16 protein-coding genes are annotated in these 19,521 nt (G+C 44.0%); 8 read left to right on the plus strand and 8 right to left on the minus strand.

All coding sequences use genetic code 11. The features are described 5' to 3' along the window. Positions 1-100 precede the first annotated feature (100 nt). Positions 101-574, minus strand: coding sequence for a copper chaperone PCu(A)C (locus NL644_RS03520; protein WP_046875325.1), 474 nt, complete (start codon positions 572-574; stop codon positions 101-103). A 93-nt stretch (positions 575-667) separates the two neighbouring features. After that, positions 668-1,129, minus strand: a complete 462-nt coding sequence (locus NL644_RS03525) for a hypothetical protein (RefSeq protein WP_253657998.1) — start codon at positions 1,127-1,129, stop codon at positions 668-670. Between the two features lie 485 nt (positions 1,130-1,614). Between NL644_RS03525 and NL644_RS03530 the strand changes: the two genes are divergently transcribed. After that, positions 1,615-2,664: a Preprotein translocase subunit SecY gene (locus NL644_RS03530; protein ID WP_253657999.1), complete on the plus strand. Its 1,050-nt coding sequence runs from the start codon at positions 1,615-1,617 to the stop codon at positions 2,662-2,664. Positions 2,665-2,821: 157 nt separating this feature from the next. On the opposite strand, the gene NL644_RS03535 is transcribed toward NL644_RS03530, so the two are convergent. Next, complete coding sequence (locus NL644_RS03535) at positions 2,822-4,012, minus strand: DUF5666 domain-containing protein (protein ID WP_253658000.1); 1,191 nt, start codon at positions 4,010-4,012, stop codon at positions 2,822-2,824. A gap of 90 nt (positions 4,013-4,102) precedes the next feature. Between NL644_RS03535 and NL644_RS03540 the strand changes: the two genes are divergently transcribed. The 3 genes from NL644_RS03540 to NL644_RS03550 all read left to right on the plus strand — a co-directional run bounded on the left by NL644_RS03540 (position 4,103) and on the right by NL644_RS03550 (position 7,002). Next, positions 4,103-4,771, plus strand: coding sequence for a response regulator transcription factor (locus NL644_RS03540; protein WP_005395631.1), 669 nt, complete (start codon positions 4,103-4,105; stop codon positions 4,769-4,771). Further along, positions 4,743-5,984, plus strand: a complete 1,242-nt coding sequence (locus NL644_RS03545) for a HAMP domain-containing sensor histidine kinase (protein WP_114322964.1) — start codon at positions 4,743-4,745, stop codon at positions 5,982-5,984. Before NL644_RS03540 ends, NL644_RS03545 begins: the two co-directional genes overlap by 29 nt. An 88-nt stretch (positions 5,985-6,072) precedes the next feature. Then, on the plus strand, positions 6,073-7,002 hold the full coding sequence (locus NL644_RS03550) for an SRPBCC family protein (protein ID WP_114322965.1): 930 nt from the start codon (positions 6,073-6,075) through the stop codon (positions 7,000-7,002). Between the two features lie 147 nt (positions 7,003-7,149). On the opposite strand, the gene NL644_RS03555 is transcribed toward NL644_RS03550, so the two are convergent. The 5 genes from NL644_RS03555 to NL644_RS03575 form a co-directional block, all read right to left on the minus strand. Continuing rightward, positions 7,150-7,605, minus strand: a complete 456-nt coding sequence (locus NL644_RS03555; RefSeq protein WP_012842506.1) for a hypothetical protein — start codon at positions 7,603-7,605, stop codon at positions 7,150-7,152. Positions 7,606-7,617: 12 nt separating this feature from the next. Continuing rightward, positions 7,618-9,396 carry a S8 family peptidase gene (locus NL644_RS03560; protein WP_253658001.1) on the minus strand — a complete coding sequence of 593 codons (1,779 nt, stop codon included), beginning with the start codon at positions 9,394-9,396 and terminating at the stop codon, positions 7,618-7,620. A 249-nt stretch (positions 9,397-9,645) separates the two neighbouring features. Continuing rightward, entirely contained in the window at positions 9,646-9,987 is a 342-nt protein-coding gene (locus NL644_RS03565) for a hypothetical protein (protein ID WP_012842508.1), read from the minus strand. A gap of 7 nt (positions 9,988-9,994) precedes the next feature. After that, on the minus strand, positions 9,995-11,908 hold the full coding sequence (locus NL644_RS03570; RefSeq protein ID WP_253658002.1) for a tetratricopeptide repeat-containing diguanylate cyclase: 1,914 nt from the start codon (positions 11,906-11,908) through the stop codon (positions 9,995-9,997). Positions 11,909-12,524: 616 nt separating this feature from the next. Further along, positions 12,525-13,781: an aromatic amino acid transport family protein gene (locus NL644_RS03575; RefSeq protein ID WP_048625130.1), complete on the minus strand. Its 1,257-nt coding sequence runs from the start codon at positions 13,779-13,781 to the stop codon at positions 12,525-12,527. A 381-nt stretch (positions 13,782-14,162) separates the two neighbouring features. Between NL644_RS03575 and NL644_RS03580 the strand changes: the two genes are divergently transcribed. From NL644_RS03580 to NL644_RS03595, 4 genes are all read left to right on the plus strand, one after another. Then, positions 14,163-14,597, plus strand: coding sequence for a GNAT family N-acetyltransferase (locus NL644_RS03580; protein WP_005395641.1), 435 nt, complete (start codon positions 14,163-14,165; stop codon positions 14,595-14,597). 293 nt (positions 14,598-14,890) lie between these two features. Next, the gene (locus NL644_RS03585) at positions 14,891-17,536 is read left to right on the plus strand and encodes a nitrate reductase (RefSeq protein ID WP_253658003.1); all 2,646 of its coding nucleotides are present in this window, start codon (positions 14,891-14,893) and stop codon (positions 17,534-17,536) included. Positions 17,537-17,556: 20 nt separating this feature from the next. Beyond that, entirely contained in the window at positions 17,557-18,474 is a 918-nt protein-coding gene (cobA, locus tag NL644_RS03590) for a uroporphyrinogen-III C-methyltransferase (RefSeq protein ID WP_114322968.1), read from the plus strand. Next, positions 18,471-19,424, plus strand: a complete 954-nt coding sequence (locus tag NL644_RS03595; RefSeq protein ID WP_065970740.1) for a glycosyl transferase family protein — start codon at positions 18,471-18,473, stop codon at positions 19,422-19,424. Before cobA ends, NL644_RS03595 begins: the two co-directional genes overlap by 4 nt. Positions 19,425-19,521: the final 97 nt, after the last annotated feature.

Consider the following 19,521-nt stretch of genomic DNA (forward strand, 5'->3'; position numbering starts at 1 on the left):
ATTATTCTGAAGAATCGGGTTATGATCTATCGGAATAATGATTTCTATTAAGCTGAAATAAAAATGCCCGCTAAATCAGCGGGCATTTTTGTTTACGTCATTAATGGTGCATGTGTTTTTCCATGTGACCTTGTTTTTCAACCGCCATTTCTACTTCCACTTTACCCGCGTTTTTGAATGTTAACGTCATCGGGAAGCGGTCACCTTCTTTGAGCGCTTGTGTTGGATTGAAAATCATTAAATGGAAGCTGCCTGGCTTAAACAACACTGAGTCATTGGCGGGAACGCGCACTTCGTCAATCTTAATCATTTTCATCACACCATCTTCTTTCTTATGCGTGTGAATTTCGACATGTCCTGCGATTGGGCTTTCTGCTGCGATCAATGCATCTTCACTGTCACCGTGGTTGGTTAATTGAAAAAAACCACCGATAACAGGTGCGTTTGGTGGCGCTTCGCGGCTCCATGGATGGTCGATATGAATTTTTCCTGCTTCATAATCGTGCGCTAAACTCAGTGGGCTAGCGATGACAGCAATAAGCGCGATAGCGGCGGTTTTTAATGATTTAAGCATGTGTTTTTCCTTTTGAATGAATAGCTTCTCTGAATGGACAACAAACAGAGTCATCGTTATTTTTGAATAAAGTTGTCAATGATTAGATGCCTGTTAGGCAGGAAAAACACTCGGCGGAGAATGCTTAGGCGCGATATGTTTGTAAACGAGCTTATCGCATTTTGAAAATCGGTAAAGCGTCAGAACTTTCTTGACTCGGCGTAGCCAATGGATGGTAGTCAGGTATAGCCCAATCGAAACCAAAAGAAAGAATTGAACCGCTTGAAGAAGCGGACACTCAAACTGAAAGCCTTCATGTAAATTAAGATCTTGAATGAGCGTAGAAGAAGGTTGAGCGTTAGCTTCAATCAGCGTATTGATATCCACCCATTTGAAACCATCTGCGGTACACAGTAAGACCTTTTCACTTTGAACTTTGTTAAGCCAGGTTGTGCTGTGAACTTGTGTTGGGTTAAGAGTCGCTGTGGACGCTAAATACAACTGAAACAACACCGCGATAATAACCGCAATAGCGTGCAAGCGGTGGTGTTTATGCTGTATTAGAGTGTTTTCCATACAATTGAGTGCTTATCTTCTTCGGCGCGGGATACTAACAAATTAACCAAACAATGTAATTATCAGTTTACTAAAAGGTGATGCAAGTGTGCATTATTTGTTTTATTGCCTATTTTTAACGCTTTAATAGCTTGGCTCTTTACGATTTAAAGCAACGTGTTACGGCAGATGGCATGTCTTGATTAGGCTGGAATTCATAACCTCCAATTCAGCTTGTCTGTCTTGCCTAGTCGCTTTTGAAGATATTGAATAAATCTCTCTTATATGTCACTGAAGCTTCGGTTAGTGGGTGTCGTGGTGGTGTTTTTACGTGCTAGATTTGGCTGATATCGATTCAAAGTGCACACCGAATCTTCACTTGTTTTCCATTAACGGAATTATGACAGTAATTTAATAAAGGATACGGTATTCTGCGCTCCTTTGTACATGCCAGAACGTCCGTCCTACTTAGTCGGAGGGGCGATTAATCTTAAGAAATTTCTCAAATGAAATACGAACAACAGATTGGATATCGATACCCTAAAGGTCGATTTGCCATGGTGAGTGTATACGCATTCACTGGTGCTGCGATTTTAGCATCGACTATTTTTTCTCTATTGCTGTTTTTGTCGATCGACGAAAACCCGATGATGCAAACCTTATTTGGTGGTTTAGCGATTATTTTTGAAGCAGGTAAGTTCTACGCTTGGTATGAATACGGTGAGCGCCGAGCCCATCGCAACTATACAGGGGCGGCAACCGCTCTCGTGTTTTATTTAGTCTTAGCTGCGATCTCCATTGGCGGTAGTATTGGTGGCATTAACAGTGCAACAAACAGCGCACAAAGCCATATTTCGCTAGAGCAGGCGAAAGTGGAAGCGTTTAATCGCCAAATTGCGGCAATCGATAAACAGATTGAGCTCAACAATATGGCAGCGCAGAAATACATCGAGATGGAGCGTATCGCGACCGGTGTAACTCGCATTCAGGAGCAAAACAAAACCTTACGCGAAGAGCAGCAACGCTTGGCTATGGAACGTGATAGTTTGCCACCAGTCACGCAAGGCTCAGTGATTGGTTTGATTGATAGCCTAGCCAACGCATTTGGTACCACCTCTCAGCAAGCTCAGCTTGGCTTAGTGGTATTTCTTTCGATTCTGTTGGATTTCTTTGCTGCATTTTTTGTCGGCCTGATTGGTGAAGAGCAACGGTTCAGACATTTCTATCGCCGAAATGAGGGCATAATACTGAAAACGGTTCGCGATATCGATCCAGAGCCAGCGGGATATCTTCCTCATATCAAAGAGGAGGAAGAGCAAGAAATACCAGTAACGCCGGAGCCTGAAGAGCCAAAAGAACCGAAAACTCTGTTAGAGCAAGTGAGCGATGCACTTAAAACGCATCAAATTACGTGCACAAAAAAAGCCGTTGCCAAACAATTTAGGCTATCTGCGGAAGAGGTAGACAAGGTGTTTGAGGAATTGGCAGAGCTCGGTTTAGTGGGTAAAAAAGCCAACCACCATTATCATTGGATAGGTCAGACAGAGACAGCATAATTGGTTATCAATTAGAGATCGAAAAGAGCGTCAATCGGCGCTCTTTTTTACTGTAAGGTTTCGCTACTAAAGTGAGCCAAAAGAAGAGAGAGGATTTAAAAATAGAAAAACAAAAAAGTGCCACCGAAGTGACACTTTTTCTTTAGCGTAGAAGGGATCAGTTGTCGTAAACGTCCAACTCAACTTCAAGGGCAATATTTTGGTCGTTGATGATTACACCATCGACTTCGACACGAGCACCATTTAGGTTAAGTTCTTCGATGCCTTGGAAGCGTGTGTGTACATCAATCACAACGGTAGTGTTGTTTAGCAATTGATCTGCGTCGTTTTCGCAACTCTCGATGTTAAATGTTCTTGCTTCAGCATCGTAGTTTGATACGTATCCTTCACATTCAAATTCTTTACCTTGCCATTGGTTGTTATCGTCAAAGTCTGGTTGCTCAAACTCAATAACGGTAGCGATGCGTTTGCCATTTTTCATGACAGACGTTACTTCCACTTCTTGGCCTTGTTTTAGGTTCGCTTTGCTGCCATCTTCAAATCGTGTTGCGTTATCGATGAAGAATGCACCTCGGTAGTTTAATGAAAACTCACTGTAATCATTTGCAACCCAAGTCACGATGCCTTCCACATCGCTGTCATTGCTTATGACGTCGTAGCCTTCAACTTCTACCTCATTTGCCATGAAGATGCCGTTTTGCATTTCACCTTCTACTTCCACCCATTGGCCGATGCTAAGTTGGCTAATGTTGTCGTAAGATACGGTTATATTTGTACCAAGCTCAAACGTGCTAGCATTTTCATCGATACTAGTAATGCGACCTTCCAGTTCGTAGTAGCTTCCAAGGGCTGGGTAATCGTTATCTACGTCGATTTCGACCACAGACAACACTCGATAACCCGCATCAGCAGTCGGCAAGGATGACACCATCACCCAGTCGTTGATCTCTATATCATCACTTAAACCGTCAAACTGCAGATCTACGCCGTTTACCGTAAATGTTTTCTTCACATAATCAATTGCTGTAACACGTCCGGTAATGGTTGGCTCAAGTGTTACTAAGAAGCCATCGTCAGACGCTTTACGAACATCTGTTCCTACTTGAACCATCATTTTTGGTTCTACATCGGCCAATTGCATTGATGTATCGCCATAAACCACCCCAGACACATGGTATGTATATCCATTGACGGTTAACGTGTTTTCTTCAGCGTTGACCGCTTCAACAGAGCCAATCGCTACACTTGGTTTCACTACTGGTTGAGTTGGTGTGCTATCGCTACCACCTGAACCACCACAACCAGACAATGCCAAACCTACTACAGAAATAAGAGCGAGTTTTTTCATTGTATTAACCTCAATTTACGAGCTAGTTTAGGAAATTGCCTGTATCTTATTGGGCATATCGTGAAGAGATCGTGAAGAAATGTGATTTTTATGAAAATTTTAATTGTAGATGACAACCACAATGTCTCGGAGACGATTGCGGACTATCTTGAGCTTGAAGGCATGATTATCGATTGTGCGTATCATGGTGAGGCCGCACTGAAGCTAATCGAGGATAATCATTACGATGTAATCATCATGGATATCATGATGCCTAAGCTCGATGGCATTAGTACGGTACAGAAACTTCGACAAGATCAGCTCTGTGGAACGCCAATCCTCTTCCTAACCGCAAAAGATACGTTAGATGACAAAATCGCGGCATTTAAAGCGGGAGGCGATGACTATTTAATGAAGCCATTTGCGATGGAAGAGCTTAGTTTGCGTGTTCATGCTTTGGCTAATCGCGGTCCAAGGCAAGATATTGGCACGCTCAAGTTTGCGGACATTTGTTTAGATGCGCGCACAGGCAAAGTGACGAGAAAAGACAAAGAAATTAAGCTGAGCCGAATTCAAACCAAGATTTTAAAGTTACTTCTCCAACGTGCTCCAGCATCGGTTTCGCGCACAGAAGTGATCGATAGTGTGTGGGGAGACGAACCACCCGGAAGTGATGCACTTCGTAGCCATATTTATGGTTTAAGAACCGCGTTAGACAAAGGTTTTGAAGAATCACGATTAGAGACTATTCATGGACAAGGTTACCGACTTAAAGCATAACGAATATCCAAGTATTTATCGCAAGATCCGTTGGGGTTTTGGGGTGATGACGCTTGTGATGTTTACTCTTTTTTGGTCGCTGATTTATGTGGCAGAAAACAAACTTGAAGTGCTGAGTTTACATCACTGGCTTGATACTGAAGCTGCGCTTTATAGTGAGAATTTCGAGAAACAGGGCTGGGATGCGCCATTGCCAAACGTATTGGAGTTCAACTCATATTGGAGTGAAGCACCGACACCGGATTGGTTGCTCTCTTTTACTTCGCCCGGTTTTTACGAATATCTGCTTGGTGAAGAAGACAAACACTTTGTCGTATTGAAACACCCCTCAGGGAAGGGGCTTATGTACATTGTGTTTCAAGATGACTCCGATGATTACCTCGACGAATACGAAAGCTCGCTGCATCAGTTTACGCTACTGCTCGGTGGCTTATTTTCATTTGTTATGGTCGGGTATGGCATTTATATGGTGCGAATATTGTCTCGACCACTAGCGCAAATCGAAGACAAAATCAGCCAAATGTCACCGGATCAACCCGCTTTCCAAGTTGAAACCAAGTTCAGCGAGACACGCCAAATAGAGCAAACTTTGCTGGATAATAAAAACGATATCGCGGGCTATTTCAAACGAGAACAAGAATTTAGTCGTTTTGCATCGCATGAGTTGAGAACGCCAATCATGGTGATCAAAGGCTCAACAGACATTCTAACGCGTATCCCAGAACAACCTCGAGTCGCGCAAAAAGCCATCGCGAGAATGCAGTCAGCTTGTGAAGACATGCGCGTACTGACAGAAGCGTTTCTCTTGCTCGGTAAAGAGAAAATAGAGCCTCAGCATTACGGAGAGCATCAGCTTCTCACTTGTTTACAAAAACAGTTGGAAGAGCTAGCTCCTTTATTTGCCAAGCAAGATTCGAATTACGCTTTGCACGAGCAACATAGTGGTGTAGTGACGGCTCCAGAGAGTTTTGTGACCATTGTTATCAACAATCTGATTAAAAACGCCTTTAGCTATAGTGTAGGGGATATTGAAATTGAGTTGAAAGGTCATGCTCTTAAGATCCTGAATCGTCACGATGGTAACGAGACGTACAACGCCGGCTACGGTTGTGGGCTTGTTATCGTACAACGCATATGTGAACGGATGGGATGGGCGTTAATACTGGACGATGATGGTGTTCGATTTAGTGCGAAAGTGGAATTCTGTTCCTAGCTTTGTGCGTCTAACCCACAGTCAAACAAGAAAAAACTGGAATTTGAATTAGACTGAAGTTAGTGACGCGGAAACTTGAGGAACCGTTATGCTTTCTTATCAGGTCAGCAGAAGTATTGAAATTAATAAGAATCAAAGCGAGATTATTGGCTATCTCAAGGATTTTAATAACTGGCCTGATTGGTCACCTTGGATCATTCTTGAACCGAGTTGCGAGCTGACATTCAGCGATAATCAAGGTCACGTTGGAGCCGGTTACCAATGGAATGGTCAGCGTATTGGGACTGGTGCCATCGTATTGGAAAGCACTCAAGAACATCGGTTAGATATGGAGCTTCATTTCTTTCGTCCAATCAAGAGTCACGGAAAGGTGACTCTAATAGTGACGCCGTCACAAGATGGTTGTTTAGTCGAATGGCAAATGCAATCACGCGTTCCTTGGTATCTGTTCTTTTTGAAAAGTATGTTTAAGTCGATGATAGAGATGGATTATCAACGTGGGCTACGCATGCTTAAAAGCAAACTTGAAACCGGGCAAGTGCTCTCAGACTTGGTTGAAATTGGTAATCGAACCCTGCCTCAGGTTCACTACATCGGAATAAAAGGCGAGGCCACCATTCCAGAATTAGGCCCGGTAATAGAAGAACAAGTTCACAAGTTAAAGCAGATAGTTGATGACAAGGGCTTATCTGTGAACGGCGAGTTATTTTGTTATTACCAGTCGATGGATATGCAGAAAGGCACGTTTGAGTTTATCACTTGCTTGCCACTTGATAGCGCAGTAACTGCGCCAGAGGGAGCGGTTTCCGGTACCATACCTGAGAGTGAAACATTCGTCGTCGAGCACCGTGGGGAATATCAGTTTTTGGGAAATGCGTGGGCTTTAGCGATGAACTTGGTTCGTCAGAGTGGTATGAAAGCCAAAACCAGTCCATTAGGGATTGAGCGCTACTTAGATAACCCGCAAGAAACCACGCAGGATAAACTAAGAACCGAAGTTATTTTATTTAAGAAATGACAGGCGTTGCCGGACACGCTCCCCTAAATATCATGCTAGTTCCGTAGTAATCTACAAAAGAAAAAGAGGGTTTCTATACCCACCTATAAAAATGCCTCAGCAATTGCCGAGGCATGGTTTTATCAGCCAACTTCTCTTGCTAGAGAATTATTGTGCACGGTACTTACCGCTGTTTAGTTCAATTTTAGACGCTTTTACCCGGCTGTCTGCGTTTAGATAGTCGCTAATGCTCAGTAGATCTTGATCTTGAGATGCTTTTAACACCGCAGATTCTCCCTCTGCGAAGACAACTTCCAGCTTTAGCTCTTTGGCGACCGCTTTCGCTTCGTTAGGGTTGTTTACCGTGATGTAAACCAGTCCAGTGGCCTTGGATACATTGCTAAATGCATTCTTAAACACTTCATCACCGGCTTGAAGCTTTACTTCTTCGGATAGGCTCCTAGCTGTACCCGTTTGCACCTTGCGATAATCTTGGCCATTAATCTCAACAGCTTCTGAAGGCACAAACAGTTCAGGTGCGGGTTGTTGAGAGAGTTGTTGCTCAGCGTATGCGCTAGCCGTCATCATAGAAAGAGCCAGCATAGAAAATGATATGTATTTCATGTAATTGACTCCTTAGTGTCCAAAGATGCGCATCGACCAGTTCTTAATAACACCTGGCTGAGCGTTGTTTGCCATCGGAACGTCATAGATGGTTGAAGAGTTAAAATATGCAATGTAAGAAAAGACTTCGTCGCCATTCGTATCGATTGCTCGTAATGTCCATTCGCCTTTTGCATCTTCGCCATAGAACTGGTTAGACAACATTAGTTGGTCTTTGTAGCCAGTAATCGTTGGGTCAAGAGATTGACCAACAAGACCATTACGTGGTGTTTGCAAAACGGAACGAGTCCCTGATGGCGAAACGAGCTCGATAGCTAAGTCGGGCAGGCGAGAGTGGTCTAATGTCAATTTCACTTGAACGGATTCTACCTTCAGATCATCGGCAATAGCGATACTTGATGAACCGCCAGCCAGACTCGCATCGGGTACACTGACTTCTTTAGCATTATTAACCCAAGGCGTAATAACTTGAGGCGGTAAAACACGATTTGTCATGCGAGCACGTTGCATTGCTTCATCCAAATCGACAGCGCCGAAGCCATAAAAAGTATGGAAATCTACGCCTGCAGCGTTTTTCTGCCAAGGAGAAATAGCCTCGTAGCTAACCTGTTCACCTTTGTGGTTAGTAAATTCAAGTTGTACGCCTGGATGCGTTTTATCCGTTACTTTTGCTGTTTCTGCTAGTAAAGCACGTACATCACGAGCAGAAAGTGCATGATTTGTGGACATGATTGCCGCGATGGCACCGGACGTGTTTGGCGCAGCCGACGAGGTTCCGTTCATTGTACTGGTATAGTTACAGTTCGGGTCTAGTTCCGTACCGCCGTGTAAGCCATTGATACCAAGTCCGTCGCCGGTATTTTGCCCTTCTTCACAACCCATCAAATCGGTGGTGACCATGGCAGGGAAGTCTTGCCCATATTCACCTGCTGGTGCGGCAACCCATACGTTAGATCCCACCGATGAGTAACTCGCTCGCGTGCCATCCGCACGTAGTGCACTGGTGATTAAATTAAAATAGTTGGCGTTGTCATAAGACTGAGCGGAGTTGTGCATCGGCAAGCCTTGGTTGTCTCCACCAGCGAAGAAGTTACTTGGTAATACGAAGAATCTTCCCGCATTGAAATAGCGATAACCATTGCCGGCTGACTTAACAAATACAGCACCGCGTCCCCATGAGTTACTCTCGCTGACATTTTTTATCACGTCCATTTCAAGTTTAAGTTGAGGATCGCTTTCATCAAAAGTTATTGGGTTGATCGGGCTGAAACCATAGCTTTGGTTAAATACACGAACATCGCGTGTGGCCGGGTCCATGCCGTGAGAGATTAGCCAGCCTTCTAATGTCTGGTTGGCTAACCAGTTAAAACCAATAAGAGAAGAGTGAGAAGCAACACCGCGTCCACCTTCACCATTGTTGCCGACTGCGCTGATCAAACCGGCTACAGCAGTGCCGTGACCATTGGTATCAACCGGATAACTTAATGGGAAAGAAGAGTCTTCGACGAAGTTTCTGCTACCTGTAACTATATTACCTGCAAGATCTGGGTGATCGATCTGCACTCCAGAGTCAATGACCGCGACTTTTACACCGATACCCGCAATACCCATTGCTTGAGTGAGCTTGGTGTTTAGGTCGTTCCCAGCAACAGCTGGGTTAGCTGCAAAAGCAGTTTGCCCTGTGTTGTCTAAGTGCCATTGTTCAGAATAGAGTGGATCAAACGCCGAGACGGCAGGTGCAATGCCTACTGCCAACATAGCAGCAAATAGGCGGTTAATGCGTATTTCCATTTTTGACCTCATGTCTTTGTTTGGAATTTTTTAGCTCCTGTTTCATATTCCTCTAACAGGAATAAACAAAGCTAACGACAAAGAATAAGGACGAAAACCATTTACAACTTGTTTACATAAAAAGTTCGACGAACAACATGAGTCAGTGTTAATTCACTGAAACTATAGGGTTTTTTAATGTCGAATAGCGCACGCATGAAAAGTAAAAAGCAGAAAATACGGTCGTACTGTCTGCTTTGAGAGGAAGGATTACTTAGTTGAAGCGGGTTGAATTGTCGCCATTGGTTTCTTCGGTTTGGCCTTTTCTTTGGGTAACACGTTATCAATCCACTTTTTGATGTATAGCTTATTGAACTCACTATCACACCACTTCTTGTTTAAACCACGTCGGTTAAACTCAGCGCCAATCGCAACTTTGGTTTGGTTGGTTGCACGGTTGTAGTAGAGGGTCTCGCACAACTGAGTGTTACTCATTTGCTGGGCATATACGTTAACACTGCTGCTGCGCATTCCCAGTTGAGAGGCTTGATGGTTACTACACGCAGTGAGAAGTGCAGGCGCAAAAATAGCGATGGTTAGGATTTTTTTCATTTTGCTCTTATGACGTCGGGTGAATAACGAAGCGATTTCTTCCTGCTTGCTTTGCGTCATACAAAGCTTGATCTGCGAAGAAAAACCATTGATCCCATTCTTGTTGAATAGTTTTTACGGACAGTCTGTCGACAGCCCCGAGAGAAATTGTCGCGTTTAATGACTTAGAGTCAACCACTAGTGGCGTGTTTTCCACGATATATCTCAATCGATCCAAGAAATTAGCGCAATCTTCAGTTCTGTTTACTTCAAATAATAAGACAAACTCCTCTCCACCCCAACGGATGAGTAGGTCCCCAGAGCGAGTCGATTCATTAAATAACCTGGCAATATGAATTAACATCTTGTCGCCAATATCATGCCCATATTCATCGTTAAACGTTTTAAAATGATCGATATCTAATACGGCTAAGGCAAACGTTCTATCTGGGCTTCTACGAGCCATTTTATCCAGCCAAATGGGAAGGTAGCGACGGTTGTGCAATTGAGTTAATGGATCGGTAGTATTTTCTTGAGTGAGTGCTTTATTAATACGCCTAACGCGTAGTACGTAACGAAAGCCAACGACACCAATCGCTGCGATAGCGATAAAGTAGAACATTTCTCTATAGCGTTGTGAACGCAGCTCTGAAGCTTGCAACGCATTTTTCGTTTCTAGTAGCTTGAGTTCTTTCTGGGCTAACTTAGCTTCGAGGTCAAACTTAATGTTAATCATCTCTTCGCCGTGAATATGATGAGAAAATTCAGCTTCTAGCTCTCTTAATTGAGTTAAGTAACGAAAAGCCGCTTCAAAATTATTAAGGGTTTGATTCGCGTTTACTAGGACCGACAGCATATCAATGCGCTGTCGTATTTCTAGCTCATCGGTTGATTTAGTTTGCTCAAGTACGTTGATAGCTGTCGAAATAGCTTTATCGTATTGTTCATCTGCGAGGTATGCTTCTGCATATGCTTCATAACAAGGCATTTTCTTCGCCTCTACGTTTCCCGTGATAGGGAGAGCTACGCAACGCTGTGCAACCATCAACGCTTCATCAATTTTCCCTATCGAACTTAACATTTGTGAGAAGCTTGATAATGAATAGTGTTTGATGACGTCTGACCCCGTTTGCATTGAGAGTCGGATCGCTTCATTAAAATAGTATTCTGCCTTTTCGCTATCTCCACTGCTTAAGTGAACAATACTTAAGTTTGCGTAGATAACCCCAATGAAAAGGCTATTGTCATATTGATATTCGCTGTTTAAATAGGTATCGAGTGCTTGCGTAAGGTAGCTACTGGCGCGAGCCCAATCGGATGCATCGATATAGACGGTACCGATGTTATTCAGCGTCATGGCAACTTGCATTTCAAACACGGTTCTCTCTAGCAACTCATAGGCGGTTCGGTAATACTTGAGTCCGCTACGTAGTTGATTCCGTGAAACCTCTAAGTTCCCTAGCCAGCGATATGCTCTTCCTTCTAGCGCTAAATAGCCGAGATCGCGGGCTTCAGCGATGATGTCATGGAGTACAAGTTCTGCATTCCAATTGTCGTCTAGTTCAATCATGGTTACCGCTTTATTAAGCTGTGCTTCAGCGACTACCCACGGTAAATTATGCTCTGTCCCAAACTCAATTAAATCAGGCATATCTTTGGGCAGCGGAACGCCTTCGTAGCGCTTTAGGTATAGGCGCGCAAAGTAATAAAGCGCAAGAGATTCCGCTGACGCATTCTGTGGCGCAACTAATTCATCTTCTTCAATTGAGCGCGGCTTACCCATTGAACGAAAATAGAGATTGAGCATGGAGCTGCTTTGAGGAGAAATGTGTTCTTCCAGATAGCTCTGTTTTTCTGTGTTGGCAAGTACATGGGTTGGATGGAAGAAGAATCCAAGTACTGAGAACAGCGCGCAAGTTAGCGTTTTAATCGGAAAGTGCATGAGCTTATTAATAAAATGTGATCTCGTTTAACCCTAATACTAGGTAAGTCTATCACTTCTTATTGGCTAAGTGCGGATGGATTCCGAGTTACAAACGGCTTGTGAAGAAAGTTTCGCGAAAGGTGAGGCTAATATTATGATTTATAATGATAAATCTGTTCAAAAGTGGAAAGATTGATTTAACGACAAGATAAACAGTGCGACGAATCTAGTGTGTCGAACATTGTTAGTGGTGTAAGTTTCATCATTTAGTCGGTGCGATTCGCATCTCGAAAGATGGCTGGTTCGCTAAAAAATTATCTTTCTGTCATAAATATTTAATGTTTGTATGGGTTGTTAAAAAACTCGATATTAGACATAGTGTTATTAAGCCAATAAAAAATGGCTTTTATAATAAACAGGAGATTAACTATGCATAATGAAATGATTCAACCTTCACACTTCGGTATTATTGGCCGCACTTGTATCGCTTCAGTACTTATGATTGCGGGCGTTTTTGCTCTTATCTAAGAGTCAATGGTAACGATGGCTACCCGCTTAAGAGTAAGAAAATTCAGGGAATCACCTTAATCTCGTATAAGGTATTCCCCTGAAAATCCAACCTAATAACTACTTTTTAGCTGAAGAAGCTAAAAATCAATGCACTTACCGCTACAATGCCCGCAGTTAAAACAAAGTAAGTTGAGCCATTCCCACGATATTGTTTCAATGCATCGATTTTGTATACCGCTAACATTGGCATAATAAATAAGATCATCGCGATAACAGGCCCTGACAACGCTTCCATCATACCAAGAATGCTTGGGTTCATGATCGCTGCTGCCCAGATTGAAAAGAAAAGTACTGCAACGCTGATACGATCAACTCGCTTTTCAGACAGTTTAGAGTGTTTGGTAATTAAACCATTTAAGCTTTCGCGTGCACCTAAAAAGTGCCCAAGAAAAGAGGAAGTGATAGCAACAAAAGCCACCAAAGGACCAAGCGTTGCGATAAATGGGTTGTCTGTTGCATTGGCTAAATAAGACAGCACCGACACGTTTTGTTCTTTAGCTTGAGCCAATTGCTCTGGTGACAGCGCTAATACACACGAAAAGACAAAAATAAGCACAAACGCAATTAACATGATGCTAGTGCGTCGAAGAATTATTTCGGATTTCGCATCCGCTTGATCGCCATAATGGCGACGTTGCACATTTGCAAAGCTTGAAATCGCAGCCGCGTGACTAAACGAGAAAATAACCACAGGAACCGCTAACCACATAGTGCTAGCAAAAGCAGACGCTTCAGGGGCGTCCATGATTGGCATGGTCCAGTTTGGTATCAAGTAAAATGAAAGAAAGGCAAGAATAGCCACTAATGGGTAAACCATAATGGCAAAAGCCCGTAGCATGACTTTTTCGCCCGCCATCATAATGGCAATTAATGCAAACACTAGTGCACCTGAAAGCAGAGGGCGAGGCAAAGAAGCCATATCAGCTTGGTTAACCATAAAACTGTCTACGGTATTGGTAATACCGACACCGTAAATTAACAGGATCGGGAAGATCGAAAGAAAATACAGCAGTGAAATAGAGCGACCCGCTTTTGCGCCAAAGTGCTCTTCTACTACATCAGTAAAGTCTGCATTTTTGATCTTGGAAGACAGTACAAAGCGAGCTAAACCACGGTGGGCAAGATAAGTCATTGGGAAAGCAAGCACAGCCATTGCGACTAACGGCCAAAACCCGCCAATACCAAGGTTGATCGGCAGAAATAGAATGCCTGCACCAACGGCTGTTCCAAACAGACTAAGGACCCAATGTGTATCGTGTTTTGACCAAGATGTTGTTGTGTTTAATTCACTGGAATTTAACGTATTTCGAGATTCTTTCACTTAAAACTCGCTTTTATAAAAATAATAATGCGGAGAATGGTATAGGTTTTGGTGTTTGTTATCACATCGGAAGTGTGGTGAATCATGCTGAAGATAAGGGGTGGTTGTAACTTATCAAACTATGAATTTTTTTAAAAACTAGAATTTTAATCTGATATTTGAGTGGTTAATTGGTGTTATATTTCAAATTTTTACTAATAGGTGGTTTTTGATTTCGTGGTTAAAACTTAATCATGGATGTATATGCTAAAGAAGCGTGCTCTTACTTAATGAGCCATGGTGCATATTGGAGGGCTAGCAAGTGGCAGGTCTATGAGTCCTGCATTTAGATGAGCTTTAGGTATATACTGCCGCCACAAATGTTAAAGGAGGAATCATTGAATGGACATTCTGTCTGCACATAAAGACGACTTATTGGCTGTGTATACGCTTGAAAATACTTTATTTGGAGAACATGCCTATCCTCAATTTTTCTTTCGGCAAGCTTTTGATTGTTGGGGGGAAAGCTTACTAGTGGCGAAAGAGGGGGAGCAAGTCGCAGGGTATATTTTGCTGACGACAAGCACAAATGCACAGCAATATTGGATCATGTCACTGGCTGTCGATACTCAACATCGTGGTAAGGGTATTGCGCGTTCTCTGATTGAAAGTGCCATCGCGCCGTTGAAGTTGGGCTCAAGTGTGAAGTTGACGGTCGATCCGAATAATCAGCCTGCATTGTCTTTGTACCTGTCCCTTGGCTTCAAAGTCTTAAAAGAAGAAGCGCATTATTTCGGTGACGAAGAGTCTAGATTGGTCATGGAATTAGTAAAGTAACCCTGCACGATAATGAACGAAACTTGCACCCAATCAGTGCGCGGTATTACTTTGCAATAGTTGTTTACATTCTAACGTTTTGTAAATTAAAGATTTTCAATCTTGGCACCTCGTTTGCTTTGAGATAAATGTTCATCGTTAACTCGATGCGCCGCTCTCTATAGCAGGCGAGAGCGGGATAGGGTATTACTTTTGAAAATGTACTAACAGCGTTAAAGGCATTGCTGCCTCTCTCGATTCGGGAGAGGCTTTTTTTTTGCCTGTAATTTAGGATTAGTCGCGCAGGAGGCGTTATGTCACAAGGGTGTAGAAAGACAACTTGTCCGTATTGCGGAGTAGGCTGCGGAATTGAAATCAGCAATAACAAGATTATTGGAGATGCGCTTCATCCGGCCAATTCCGGTTCACTGTGTGTAAAGGGTGTCGCATTAGCAGAAAGCTTAAAAATGCCTTCAAGGTTGCTCTACCCCAAGCTAAGGGAAAAAGAAGTGTCATGGCATTCGGTCACAGACTTAATTGCACAAGAGAGCCATCAAGCGAAAGCGGAGTTTGGACCAGATTCTGTCGCGATGTATGTTTCAGGGCAGTTGCTTACTGAAGATTACTACGTCGCGAACAAACTCATGAAAGGTTACGTGGGTAGCGCGAACATCGATACCAATTCCCGTTTATGCATGTCTTCGGCGGTTGCTGCTCACGTACGCGCATTTGGCGAAGATGTGGTTCCTGTCAATTACGACGATATTGATAATACCGAGCTGTTGATCATCTGCGGTGCGAATACCGCTTGGACGCATCCCGTGTTATTCCGTCGTGTTCAGCAAGCGCGAGAGAATAATCCAAACCTTAAATTAGTGGTTATTGACCCGCGTGAAACGGTCACCGCGCAGCAAGCGGATTTGCATCTACCGATTAAAAACGATGGGGATGTGTCACTTTTTAATGGGCTGCTCAAGTTTATTATCGAGCAGCAATGTATTGATTCTGAATACATAAATTCCCATACCGACGGGTTTGATGCGCTTGCAGAAGAAGTTTCTGATTTGCGTTACGATGTCACTAATTTAACGTATTCCATTGGTATTTCAGAAGAAAAACTCACGACATTCTTCCAATGGTTCGCACAAAGCCCAACCGCAATCACGCTGTTTTGCCAAGGGGTTAACCAAGCCGAAAATGGTGTCGATAAAGGCAATGCAATCATTAATGCACACTTGGCGACAGGTAAAATTGCTAAGTCAGGTTGTGGGCCGTTTTCTATTACAGGTCAGCCGAATGCGATGGGTGGGCGAGAAGTCGGTGGTTTGGCAAACCAACTAGCGGTTCATCGCGCTTTTGACGCAGATTCTATAAAGCAAGTCCAAGCGTTTTGGGATTCACCCGAAATTGCCACTAAGCCTGGATTAAAAGCCGTCGAGCTGTTTGAGGCGGTAGAACGTGGTGAGATTAAAGTTCTGTGGATCATGGCAACCAATCCCGTGGTTTCTTTGCCTGATAATCAGATGGTTAAGCGCGCGTTAGAGGCTTGTCCTTTTGTGATTGTGTCTGATATTACCGCGGAGTCGGACGTTGCTAAATATGCAGATGTTCTACTGCCAGCAGCTGGTTGGGGTGAAAAGCAAGGGATGGTGACTAACTCTGAACGTAGAATGTCTCGTCAACGTCAGTTTCAAGTACCACCTGGTGAAGCAAAACCAGATTGGTGGGCGATAAGCCAAGTCGGGCAAGCTTTGTGTACATTGGAAAAGACACAAAATGGCTTTGCGTTTACTTCTGAGCGGGCGGTATTCAGGGAATATGCGGCGATGACAGGCATGAATGCTGATTCGCCATTGAAGCTCAACCTATCTGAATACGCGAACTTAACTGAGCAAGAATACGAAGAGTGGGTGCCGACACAATGGGGAGGGGAGCGCCCTTTTGCTGATGGAATCTATTCGCACCCAGATGGTAAAGCGCGTTTTGTCGTCACCAGCGAATTACCTCAACGCTTAGAGAGAACAAAAGGCTGGTGGCTCAATACGGGCAGGCAACGTGACCAATGGCATACCATGACGCGTACAGGGCATATCGCACACCTAGCCGCCTCTGAGTTAGAGCCAACCGTGTACATGAATACACTCTCCGCCACTCAAAATCGCTTAAAAGCAGGACAACTCACCAAGCTGTTTCAGTCTACTTCAAACACCGGTATTTATGCCAAAGTTGCCATTGATGAAGGTTTAGGTTTTCAGGAGCTGTTTATGTCAATGCACTGGGCGGGCCGATATGGCGGAGAAAGCAGTGTTAACGCGATAATAAACAGCGCAAAAGACCCTATTTCTGGGCAACCTGCGTTTAAGTCGTCTTATGTTGAAGTGCAAGACGCAGCGGTAAAAACCTACGGTATGTTCATCGGGACACAGTTTGATTCCGGCAAGTTTCTCTACAGCGCATTTCAAGCAGAAAGTAATTTAGGCATCTGGCGCTTCGCACACGATAAACGACCAAAAAAGCAGAGTTTTTGTCGAACGGAAAAGAGCCGCAGGATCACGATTGATATTGCCCAAGGTTGGCTAGCAGTGGATTACGAACTTGTTGGAGACGTTCGTATCATTCGTTCTGTTTTGGTGGTGTCTAGTGAACCGATTCAAACCGACTACACCAACTTTACGCACTTGATTGGCAAGCCGATGGAGTTATCGCAACTGCTTACCATCACTCAATCGCAAAGCAGCGCCAAACTGGTTTGTAGTTGTTTCCGTGTCACCGATAAACAAATACATGACGCGATGGAGAAACAAGACTGCACTTCACTGACCCAACTTCAAAACAAACTCAAATGCGGTACCAACTGTGGCTCATGCGTCTCTCAAATCAAACAAATGGTCGACAGCCATCAGCATCAAAAGGGCAAACAGCAAGCGAGCCAGCAAAGTCTGGCGATGCAAATAAAGTAAATCATAAAGAGGATAAGCACATGGAAGCGCCTTATCAAAAGTCTTGGTTTAAGAAAGGACAAGCGAGTCAGAATCAAGAACGCTCGTCTCGCTTTTCTAAGCATGACCAAGCACATGACCAAGCAAGCAAACTGAACCAACTTCTAGAAAATCACTCCGCAGATCTAGATGCGAACCACAAAGGTTTTGTCTCGATTGTCGGAGCAGGACCGCACGATCCAGACTTGTTAACCGTGAAGGCAGTGAAAGCGATTGTATCGGCAGAGGTATTGCTATACGACCGTTTGGTTAACAAAGATATTTTGGAGTTGGCTTCGCCACAAGCCGATTGGATTTACGTGGGCAAACGATGCGGACAACCTAGTATTGGTCAGGAAGAAATCTGTAATTTGTTGGTGTCGCTCGCTCTACAAGGAAAGCGAGTTGTGCGCTTAAAAGGGGGAGATCCTTTTGTATTTGGTCGTGGAGGCGAAGAAGCATTAGCACTCGTCAAACACTCTATCGCTTACGAAGTCATCCCCGGTATTACTGCAGCGATTGGTTGTTCGGCCAACAGCTTGATTCCGCTGACTCATCGTGGCGTTGCTCGCAGCGTTACCTTTGTTACAGGGCAAGTGGTAACAGGCGCATTTGAAGCGTGGAGCCAATTGATGCAAAGCGGACAAACATTGGTGTTCTACATGGGATTAGAAAAATCGGCAGACATACAAATCGATTTAATCGACGCTGGTTTGAGAGAAGATTTCCCTGTCGCGATCATCACTCATGGTTGCAGCCCTCAGCAACAAGTTCATGTTACCCAACTCAATCAGCTCAATGAGTTATCGATTACACTTAAAGGCGTGAGCCCAGCATTGATTGTGATGGGAGAAGTTGTCAAACTGCGCGAACAACTAATAGAAACCGTACAGTCAGTGACGGAATACGAGGGAATATGAGCAGCATTTTGGAATGTATCAGAACAGTCGGTCGTGGCGAGCGTGGTAGAAAACCACTGAACTTTGACCAAGCGTTTCGAGTTATGGATGAATACCTAAACGGTGAGTGCGGCGATGATCAGATGGCGATGTTATTGATGCTGATCCGCGTACAAAACGAGACTCAACAAGAAATCGCTGGCTTTGCGAAAGCATTCCAATCCCGCATGCCTGCTATTGGTGCAGACATCGACTGGCCATGTTACGCAGGCAAACGTGAAGCGGCAGGTCAGCCTTGGCACCTGTTGGCAGCGAAGATCCTTGCCGATAATGGTCATAAAGTGCTGATGCATGGTTATCACGACCGTCAATCTGGACGTTTACACGCCGAAGATTACCTCGACAAGTTTGCTATCGAGAAAGCGGAATCAGCAGAAGACGCAAAGCGTGTGTTAGAAACACAAAACATCGTTTATCTACCGCTGAGTGCGTTTGCTCCACAAGCAGAAACCATGATCGGTTGGAAGAATCGTTATGGGCTTAGAACGCCGATTAATACCGTGGTTCGTGCATTGAATCCGGGGCAGGCCACGGTTGGTATTCGTGGTAGCTTCCATCCTGGATTCCAACAACTTCATGCTGAAGTTGAATATGAAATCGGTCAAACCGCTCACGCCGTTGTGTCATTCAAAGGACAATCGGGTGAGTCAGAATACAACCCGAAAGTAAGTCAAACTGTTTGGCTAAGCCAAACAAGCGGCGTGACATCGCACTACTGGACGGAGCAAATGCTGTCTGAGGTGCCAATGCCTACGAACTGTCCGTTTGGGACGTCAGAAGATGACATGAACCAAATGGCGAATACGGTTTTGGCAACGATGACAGTTGTGCTCTTTGCTCAAGTGCACGATAGGGAACAGGCCTTTGAACGTGCGTTTGCTTATTGGGAAAACTATTGTTGTGGCAGTTAATCCTGTGACGAGCTAACCGCGAAACGTTGTTGGATCGGAATCCTTTATCTATTGTTTGTGTAAGCTTGTCAGTGATGTATTTATCACTTGAAGTGTC

Origin of the sequence: Vibrio sp. Y10_XG_PY6 (assembly GCF_024181795.1) — a bacterium.
In the GTDB taxonomy this organism is placed as follows: domain Bacteria; phylum Pseudomonadota; class Gammaproteobacteria; order Enterobacterales; family Vibrionaceae; genus Vibrio; species Vibrio diabolicus.